Below are 10,181 nucleotides of genomic sequence, written 5' to 3'. Positions count from 1 at the left end.
ATAAAACACAAAGGGAGTAATAAGTCTCTAGCTTGAATAATATGTGCACAATTCAAGCTAGAGGGTTGGTCTACAAGCATTCTAGAATGCTTGTAGATTAATTATGGTTTGATTTTGACTGAGAATTTTAGGGTAGCCGTGTTAGTAGCTGCTAGCGGACTCACTGTTGTGTTAATCGACGTGTTATCGTTGTTAGCTGCAACGGTAATGGTATTGTTTGAACCAGTTGTGGTAGTCGGGGAAATAGTCTGGGCGGTCGCACCTGCTGAGAAGTTAGACAATAAATCCGAGATTACTAAGTTAGTGACGGGACGGCTTGAAAATGTGTTAGTCGCTAAGATTTTATAAACGACACATTGTCCAGGCTCTGCTTCTAGTGCAGTAGTAGAAGCGCTGAATGCACTGTCAGCAACATTGCCGCTACAAGTAGCATCTAACGCTTGGCTCTTAACCAATGTCACACCTTTAACACTAGTGGTGTCAACAACAGGAGCAGGAGCCACAGGACTGTCAGTACCACCTGGGATTAAGGTCACTTTAGTAGTTTCAGAAGTACCAGTCTCAGCAGCCGCTGATACAACGTTATAGGTGATGGTTACAGTACCTTTAGGCGCTATACCAGCTGGGAATGCAGCATTAACGTCGTATTCACCAGATTCATTGTACGGTAGGGTAGCTTCCGTAAGGTCATTAGTAGTAGCTGGATCGCCATCCTTGTCATAAACGAGTGTGATGTTGCCAGTGTCAGCAGGTTTTACCTTGTCATTAGTACCGCCATCTTCGATTTTGAACTTCAACTCGCCAGCATTAGCGCCTTCAGTTTCGCGGCCAGTGTTGGTAATGACAGTCTGATGTACCGCTTGAGTAGCTGCCGTCGAAGTATTTGGCACCTCTTTAGTGGTTGGGCCTGTCAACGTTACTGCACGTTGATTAGACGTCAATGGCTGAGTCGAATCACCACCTGTGGTGGTTGGGGCAGTACCATTTTCGTTTTCAGTATCAGCGCCACTTGGATAATAAGTGTTTGTATTTTCGTCACCACTAGTGCCATCAGTACTATCAATAATGGTAACGTTACTACCACCGCCCAAAGGTGCTTCAACACTTACATGGTTAATCGTGCTTTTTGCTAGTGTCTCGGTAGTATCTTGTTGTACTTTAAATTTAATCGTAATAGTTTCACCAAGTGGAAGATCAACACCAATAATCTCGAAACCATCAATTGTAGAGCCTGAGCCGATGCCCTTATTGTTTTGAGCGATAGTTCCTTTGGTTGCAGAGCCAGTAGTTGTAATGCTAGCTGCTGTCAAAGAGTCCGTTACTAGCTTTAAACCTTCTGGTAAGTTATCAACGATTTTGATACCAACCGCATCAGCAGCATAGGCAGCCGTCTTATCATTTTTAACTGTGATTGTATACTCTGCAGTGGCATCGACGTTATTAAGGTCTAGCGTTTGCGAAACTGACTTTACAATACTTAACACAGGTAGCTTGGTGATTGATTCGTCAGTATTGGTAGCTATAGCATCAGCAGGAGCTCCTCCTTGATTCGCTAGATACGTACTCTTAGCTGTTAAGGTCAAGTTCTGAGTATCACCACCTACGTTACCAGCGGTTTTGCCGTCGATAGTAATGATTGCATACTCATTTTTTTCTAGAACAATATCAGTATTAGTAAAAGCAGTACCTGTGGTATCAGCAACGGTTCTAACCACGGTATCGTCGTCTTTATAAACAACATAAGTGACTTTAGTAGTGGCAAGATCAAAGTTTTTGGTATCATCAGTTTTGTTGGTCAATGCCATGGTATAGGTATCAGTCAAGTTACCTAAGTTTTCTAGGCGATGAGTAAACTGAGCCACGCCAGTAGGAACCACCTCTAAACCAGTGTTTAGGTCATCACCAACCGTATCATCATCGTTTTGTGCAATTAGTGAGAAAGAACCAGTTTCAGATACGTTGACGGTAACTTCGTTTGATTCAACTTCGTTCTGTGCTACACCATCAACACTATAGCTAGCTTTTGCAATGTTGTTGATAACGACTGCATCTTCAGCAGTTTTTGTCTCAGCAATAGCGCTTGTAGAGATGCCCATTACCGCAGCGACACCAACAGCCAACAGGCTATAGTTAAAGGTATTTGACTTCATGTAGTACTCCGAGGTTGATAGTAAAAATCGAATTAAGAATTAAAACGTTAAAAATAATGTGATATTGGCCAAACTAGTTAACAGTGGTGTTTAAGGCCACGGCCGCTGATTTCTTGGCTGGTAATAGTTTGATATTCCAACGTAGGGTGCGATATTCAGAATATGGAACTTTAACCATCTTTCCATTTACCTTGCGCATAAGAGGCATGTCAGCATAATTTTTACCATCCGTGCTTGCCTGTGCACTTGTAGGATTTGCCTCACCAGTGAATGTCATGTTTGCAGGGATAGGTAATGTCACCATCAAGTCGTTAATGTCTTTATTGATAGTATTGGTATAATTCGCTTTATATTGGATTACAGTGCCTGCTGGTGCAGTGCTTACTGCTGAATAAACATTTTCACCATCTGCATTTTTGGTTACTTTGTCAGCCGTCAGTTCCATTTTTAAAGCATCATCAGCATGGGCGACATTTAACAAACAAGTAGAAGCAACAGTTGCCAATAAAATGCTGTGTAAAAGTTTGAAACGTTTCATATAAAATCCTTTCTTAGACCATTACTATTAGCAAAAATCTAAATTTGCAGGTTGTGATTGAGTAGCCTGAAATCTAATACCTATATGGCTTTTAGACAGCACCTCTCTCGCTTTTTTCTATTGTCACGCAATCAATACAATTATTCATCACAAAAACGACAACTGGTATTTTGACGTATATAAACGGTAAAAGCCCTGTCTGGTTAGACAGGGCTTAATTGAATGTTTAATAATTTGATAAACAGGTGTTTAGTTAGTATTGGTATTACCATATTTAGTATTGAAACGGATGGCCTGACGGCGCGTGGCATGAGTGGTACCTAAAGAAAAAGTATTGGTAGTAACTGTACCGTTTTCACCAATAGATACTGAGTTTGACGTAAACGATGGAACACCGCTGTTTTCACCAATAGGTATTGGGTTAACTAGGGTAGAGGTAACTAGTGAGCTATTGGAGTCACTTTTTTTCTGTAACGTATCTTTGATAACAATATCTGTCAGGGAAACATTTCCGCGATTTATGGCTTCAATTCTATAAGCGATACATTGTCCTGGGATGATGTTAGATATTGATTTCGTACTATACGCGTCGCTAGCATTACCGTCATAATCAACATCGATTGTGCTAAGGTTGTTTAGACTACAGTTATGAATATACTGACTTTTGATCAATACCAGAGCCGCATTCTCTTGGACAACATCACCAAAATCGTTGTTAGGGTAGTTATATTTACTATTAGTAATATCTATCTGTCGTGAGTTGCTTGTAGTGTCTACAGAGTATATGTAATTACTAGGCTCATTCTGAGTAGTACAGAGTTTTGTATTGGTACCGACCTGTGCTGGCGTTAAGCTAAAACTATATGTGCCATCAGTATTAATATCCACTGTTTGAGACGTAAATGCACTACCGCTTGTATCGCCTACACATTTATTCAAAGTGATGGTATGACCTGTAGTAAAAGATATGCCAGATTCAGTTGGTGAATCATACTTGCCATTGAAGTAAAGGCTATTATTTAGATATTTATCTGATGCATCGTCTTTGTTTGGCCTTACGATTTTACCGTTATCATTAAATACTGTGCCTGAGAATACGTAGTTCGAACTATTAGTAATAGTACAAGTAATTTCGTCACCATAACTTAGACCCGATATTTTAAAAGAGCTACCAGAGCCATCGAGACTAGTGAATTTACTACCCGTTGTTGAGTTAAGACAACTATAAGTAGCATTATAGTTAGTAATATCACCGCCATTTATTACGCGCTCAGATATGATATAGGTAGTATTTTCTTTCAGATTTTTTACACTACTGCTGCTGTTGCCAAGCGTCGTTCCGTTTCCAGTAGTAGTAAACTGATTCAATAAAGTTGTTTTTTCGTCTTCTGTTGTACTAATCTCAAATTGGTCGTTACTGTTGATACGACTGCCACTAAGTTCTTTTTTAACTATTAATTTCGGCGGTGCTAGACAGAAATAAAAGTCTGAGTAGCCCACGACATGATCGCCAGTTGATATAGTTGTGGAAGCCCCGGTATAAGTATTACCATGAGTTGTAATGAATGGTGTACTCGCTGATTGGGCTTCCCATTCAATGTTAAAGTTACAGGGAAGAGTGGGGCTACAATTAGTCCATCGGTTTGCGGTAATCGTCTTATTTGAATTAGATACAGTAAAGTTATTAGCGAAATTGCTGAAAATACCACCCGACGTAACAATAGATACTGATTCAGTATATCTTCCAGCTGCATTAGCATCTAAATCTTGAACTACAAAACCGTATTTTGTTACAGGTTTGTTAATAGTAGCCGTTAACCTATGATTAATATCAAGATTTTCACTGCTATGACGCATATTAAGGGCATTGGTAGTAACGCCAGTAAAGGTACTGACTTCTGGATAACCAGTTCTAACGAAATTAATATCAGAAAAAGATAAAACGAGTTTAAGTCCATTATCAAAGCTATATGTGGTACTAGAGTTGCCTGCTGCTGACCAACTCAAGGTACCTTTAGGTGCGGGCGTAGTGTTCTTAGATCCTAAATAATACAAAGCATTTCCACTCGGACATACGGGATTAGCTTCAGCAAAGGCTGAATTGCTAATCAAAAGCATAGGAGTAGTAGCTAGCAATGCCATCATTTGACATATGCACCTATTGAATAAATGCTTTTTCGTTGAATTCAAAAGTTGGCGTGCTTGATGCATATTAATATTCCTATGTACTAAAGCCTAATGTAAACGTTTATTTACTAAAAAAATTGTGTTACACGTATTTTGTATATTAAGTAATATTTTTGTAAAAATCATATTAAATAGATGAAAGGTACTTTTATTATGACAAATTACCGTGTGCTAGGTAATCAACTGGTCACAGATTACAAATCTGTTATCAAAGAATATTTACCTAGAAACTAATCATTATTTATTTAAAAAATACTTGTTATTTTCTCATTTCTCTACAGCCATAAACAACTAGGCTGTAAACACTTATAATGAAATGTCATAATCAATAAACGATTAAACGGATAGTTATAGCATTATGGATTGTTTAGAAAGTGTGTTGATTTGATGCACTGGCTGACACGAAATAATACTATTTTTATAATCGAGCTGTATGTCATCGCACAAAACAACGGAATGCTTGAAAGTAGCAAGGATGTCATAGGTAAACCAATCTCTCATCACGCATTATTCAACGAAGCCCTGCCATTAGGTAGGTGTGACTGATATAAAAGGATTAACAAGAATGAATTATTATAAGGATGCTGATAGCACCGAAACGCAGGAATGGCTGGCAGCCTTCGAATCTGTGGTCAAACACGCAGACAAGGACCGTGCTCAGTTTCTTCTGAAAGCGTTATACAATATGGCAGTTCAAGAAGGGTTGCCATTCAACAGACTAGATACTGCATACGTCAATAGTATTGCGGTTGAAGACGAGCCAATGTACCCAGGCGATTTGGGCATGGAGCGCAAGATACGCGCTTTGATTCGTTATAACGCACTTGCCATGGTCATGCGTGCCAATAAAAACGATGATGATTTGGGTGGTCACTTAGCGACATTTGCTTCTAGTGCGACACTTTATGAAACGGGTTTCAACCATTTCTTCCGCGCGGCTAGCGATCACTTCGGTGGTGACATGATCTATTATCAAGGTCACTCAGCGCCAGGTATCTATGCCCGTTCTTATCTAGAAGGCCGTTTGACCGAAGATCAACTTGATAACTTCCGCCGTGAAGTTGGTGGTAAAGGGTTATCAAGCTATCCGCATCCATACCTAATGCCTGATTATTGGCAGTTCCCAACGGTATCGATGGGACTTGGCCCAATCATGTCTATCTATCATGCCCATGTACATCGCTATATGGAAAACCGTGGATTGCTAGAAAAAGAAGGTCGTAAGATTTGGACGTTCTTAGGTGACGGTGAAACTGATGAGCCAGAAAGCTTAGGGGCAATTTCTCTTGCTGGTCGTGAGAAGTTGGATAACCTAATATGGGTAATCAACTGTAACTTACAGCGTCTTGATGGTCCAGTCCGTGGTAACGGTAAGATTATTCAAGAACTAGAGTCAGTATTCCGCGGCGCAGGCTGGCGTGTGATTAAAGTCATCTGGGGTGGTAACTGGGATTCACTACTTGGTAAAGATCATACGGGTGTGCTCAAACAACGTATGGAAGAAGTGGTAGATGGTGAGTATCAGTTATATGAGGCGCGTACGCCTGAATTTACTCGCAAAGAATTCTTTGGTAAATATCCAGAATTAGAAGAAATGGCAGATGCGTTGACTGATGAAGAAATTTCACGTCTGAACCGCGGTGGCCATGATCCTGTTAAAGTTTACGCTGCCTTTAGTGAAGCGATGAAAACCAAAGGCCAACCAACGGTTATTTTGGTCAAAACCGTTAAAGGTTATGGTTTGTCTACCCAGACGCAAGCCGTCAATAAATCGCATCAGGTCAAAAAGCTTGATCAAGAAGCGTTAATGTATTTCCGCGACCGTTTTGACTTACCATTTACTGATGAGCAGTTAGAGACTCTACCATTCTATCGTCCTGAAGAAGGTTCGGCGGAAATGAAGTATCTTAAAGGTCGCCGTGAGTCGTTAGGTGGTCATCTGCCGAACCGTCGCAGTGGTCATATTCCACTAAATATCCCTGAATTATCAATGTTCGATCGGGTATTAAAAGGTAGCAACGGTAAAGAACAATCTACGACAATGGTGTTTGTACGCTTGCTATCTGCGATGCTAAAAAACAAAGACATCCAAGATCGCGTCGTACCGATCGTACCTGATGAAGCACGTACGTTTGGTCTAGAAGGTATGTTCCGTCAGCTAGGTATCTACTCGGCTGTTGGTCAAAAATATACGCCAGAAGATAGTGAAGCATTGATGGGCTATAAAGAAGCCCTCGATGGTCACATGTTAGAAGAAGGTATCAACGAAGCAGGCGCAATGAGTACTTGGATTGCGTTGGCGACCAGTTATTCTGTAAACGCGTTGCCGATGATTCCGATGTATATCTATTACTCAATGTTCGGTTTCCAACGTGTGGGTGATTTGGCATGGGCGGCAGGCGACTGTCAAGCACAAGGCTTCTTGTTAGGCGCGACAGCTGGTCGTACGACACTTAACGGCGAAGGCTTACAGCACCAAGATGGTCATTCACAGATTCTGTTCAATGTGGTGCCAAACTGTGTCAGCTATGATCCTTGCTTTGGTTATGAGCTAGCTGTTGTTATGCATGATGGCCTACGTCGCATGTATGGTGAAGGCGAACGCGTTTATTATTACTTGACGTTGATGAACGAAAACTACGAGCAGCCTGCCATGCCAGAAGGTGCAGAGGAAGGTATCAAGCGCGGTATGTACTTGCTCGAAGATAATGGCTCAGCACAAGTGCAGCTATTAGGCTCTGGTGTTATCTTACGTGAAGTGCAAAAAGCATCACAGATTCTAAAAGACGAGTTCAACATCACTTCTAACGTCTGGAGCGTGACCAGCTTCAATGAGCTGACTCGTGATGGTATGGATTGTGATGACTACAATCGCCTACATCCAATGGATGAAGAGAAAGTGCCTTGGGTTACTGAGCAGTTAGCGCCGCACGAAGGTATCGTGGTTGCAGCGACCGATTATATGCGTAACTACTCTGAGCAAATCCGTGCTTGGTTACCAGATAACCGTCCTTATACCACCTTGGGTACTGATGGTTATGGCCGTTCTGATACTCGTGAAAACCTACGTAGTTTCTTTAACGTTGATGCTGCACACATTGTGGTAGCAACGCTTAAGCGCCTAGCTGATGAAGGTGAAGTTGAAATGCGTTTGGTTAAAGATGCGATTTCGAGCTTAGGTATCGATGTGGATCATCCACCTGCATGGCAACAGCAGGCTTACTATGATCAGTCTCCAGATGCACCAGCACCAGGTAACGTAAACCCAAATCCTGTACCTGAATTTATCGCTGAAGATGATGATGAGATTAGTGATGAAGATCAAGCAGATGCAAATGTACTTGATGATAAAGATGTCAAATAATAATAACCATAAGACGAGGAAATAAATCATGGACATTAAAGCCCCCGATTTAGGTGTTGATAGTGCCGAAGTCAGCGAGATTATGGTAGAAATTGGTGATGTCATCGCAAAAGACGACAACATCGTATTATTAGAATCTGACAAAGCATCGGTTGAAGTACCAAGCTCTGCTGCCGGTAAAGTGACTAAAATTAGTGTTGCTATTGGTGATCAAGTCAGCGAAGGTATGGTTCTGATAGAACTTGAAAGTGCAGATGGCAGCGAAGAAAGAAGCGGTGACAATGCTGCTACTGAAGAGCAAGAATCAAATAACGCAGACGATAATACCGATACTAAGCCAGAATCAAAACCTGAGTCTGCTGCAACTGAGTCAAAACAGTCAGAGTCTGCTGCCAAGCCAGTTGCTAGTTCTGGCACAGCAACTACTCATGCGCTACCTGATTTAGGTGTTGATGAGGCACAGGTTTCTGAAATCATGGTTAGCGTTGGTGATACTGTCAGCGCTGAGCAGTCGATTTTGCTCATTGAATCAGACAAGGCGTCGGTTGAAGTACCAGCACCAGTTGCTGGTAAGATTGAGAAAATCTTGGTCGAAGCAGGCGATATGGTTGCTAATGGTCAGGACTATATCGTTATTATGGCGAGTGGTACAGACGATGCTAGTGATAGTGAAGCTGAAGCGCCTAAACCAGAAGAGTCAGCACCAGCCAAAACAGAAAACAAACCAGCGGCTAAAACCACGGGTGAGCCAAAACAAGCTGCCAAACCGACCAATACTGATACAGCTGCTAGCCAAGCAGAGGGTAAATTAACTGAAGCACAGGTCAATGAAAAATTGGTTGATGTGTATGCAGGTCCTGCTGTTCGCAAACTAGCGCGTCAGTTAGGTGTGGATATCACACAAGTGAATGGATCGGCTCTAAACGATCGCATTCTAAAAGAAGACTTGTTTGCACATGTCAAAAACAGTTTAACCAAGCAGAAAGCGGCACCTGTGAGCAGTAATGCTGCCAGCTCGGGTCTACCAAAACTGCCTGACATGAGTAATGCTGAGATTTGGGGTGAAACAGAAACACAAGACCTCAGCCGCTTGCAGAAAGTCTCGATACCACAGCTCAACTACAATACTTTGCTACCGCAAGTAACGCAGTTCGATCTTTCTGATATCACTGAGACTGAAAAACTACGCGGTGAGCTAAAAGGTGGTATGAAAGCTGAAGGTATTGGCTTTACTATCTTGGCATTTGTAGTTAAAGCAACTGCTTATGCGTTGACTCAGCATCCACGATTCAACAGTCATTTGAGCGATGACAATACTCAAGTTATATTACGCAAAAGCGTCAATATGGGTATTGCTGTGGCAACAGATGATGGGCTTATCGTACCTGTCATCAAAAACGTACAAGACAAAGGCCTGAAGCAAATCGCGATTGAGATCGGTGAGCTTGCTGTAAAAGCTCGTGATAAGAAGCTCAGCACTAAGGACTTACAAGGGGCAAGCTTTACTATATCGAGCCAAGGTAACTTGGGTGGTACCGCCTTTACGCCATTAGTTAACTGGCCACAAGTTGGTATCCTAGGTGTTTCTGAAGCAAGTATGCAGCCACGTTGGGATGCTAAGACACAAAGCTTTGAGCCACGTTTAATGCTACCGTTGTCTTTGTCTTATGACCACCGTGTAATCAATGGCGCAGATGCTGCTGTATTTACTCGTTATATTGCAACGCTACTAGCAGATCCACGTCGTATACTGATCTAAAGCTAACTAGTAATTAAAAAAGAGACTGCCCACGGGTGGTCTTTTTTTATGGAGATTATTTGTTTTTATAGGTTATTAGCTGCTTTATAAATGATTACTTAATAATTAGAGTAAACATTGATATCCGTAGTTAATAGGCACAAAAAAGCCAGCTATCAAGCTGGCTTTTATTACACATAGTAT

At 41.5% G+C, this 10,181-nt stretch carries 5 protein-coding genes; 2 read left to right on the top strand and 3 right to left on the bottom strand.

Annotated elements, in window-relative coordinates:
* Positions 1-101: 101 nt before the first annotated feature.
* The 3 genes from ACT3QN_RS00755 to ACT3QN_RS00745 form a co-directional block, all read right to left on the bottom strand.
* Positions 102-2,150 (bottom strand): hypothetical protein, encoded by a 2,049-nt coding sequence (locus ACT3QN_RS00755; RefSeq protein ID WP_444528714.1) that lies wholly within the window; start codon positions 2,148-2,150, stop codon positions 102-104.
* Positions 2,151-2,223: 73 nt separating this feature from the next.
* Positions 2,224-2,688, bottom strand: coding sequence for a hypothetical protein (locus ACT3QN_RS00750; protein ID WP_444521946.1), 465 nt, complete (start codon positions 2,686-2,688; stop codon positions 2,224-2,226).
* 249 nt (positions 2,689-2,937) lie between these two features.
* Complete coding sequence (locus ACT3QN_RS00745) at positions 2,938-4,899, bottom strand: hypothetical protein (RefSeq protein ID WP_444521947.1); 1,962 nt, start codon at positions 4,897-4,899, stop codon at positions 2,938-2,940.
* Positions 4,900-5,440: 541 nt separating this feature from the next.
* On the opposite strand from ACT3QN_RS00745, the gene aceE reads away from it, so the two are divergent.
* Positions 5,441-8,239: a pyruvate dehydrogenase (acetyl-transferring), homodimeric type gene (gene aceE, locus ACT3QN_RS00740; protein WP_444519601.1), complete on the top strand. Its 2,799-nt coding sequence runs from the start codon at positions 5,441-5,443 to the stop codon at positions 8,237-8,239.
* A gap of 28 nt (positions 8,240-8,267) precedes the next feature.
* Positions 8,268-9,998: a 2-oxo acid dehydrogenase subunit E2 gene (locus ACT3QN_RS00735; protein ID WP_444521948.1), complete on the top strand. Its 1,731-nt coding sequence runs from the start codon at positions 8,268-8,270 to the stop codon at positions 9,996-9,998.
* The last annotated feature ends 183 nt before the right edge of the window (positions 9,999-10,181 follow it).

This window comes from Psychrobacter sp. AOP7-C1-14 (assembly GCF_052376135.1).
In the GTDB taxonomy this organism is placed as follows: domain Bacteria; phylum Pseudomonadota; class Gammaproteobacteria; order Pseudomonadales; family Moraxellaceae; genus Psychrobacter.
Note: the sequence above shows the minus strand (reverse complement) of the source record. Positions and strands in the feature narration are given on the sequence as shown.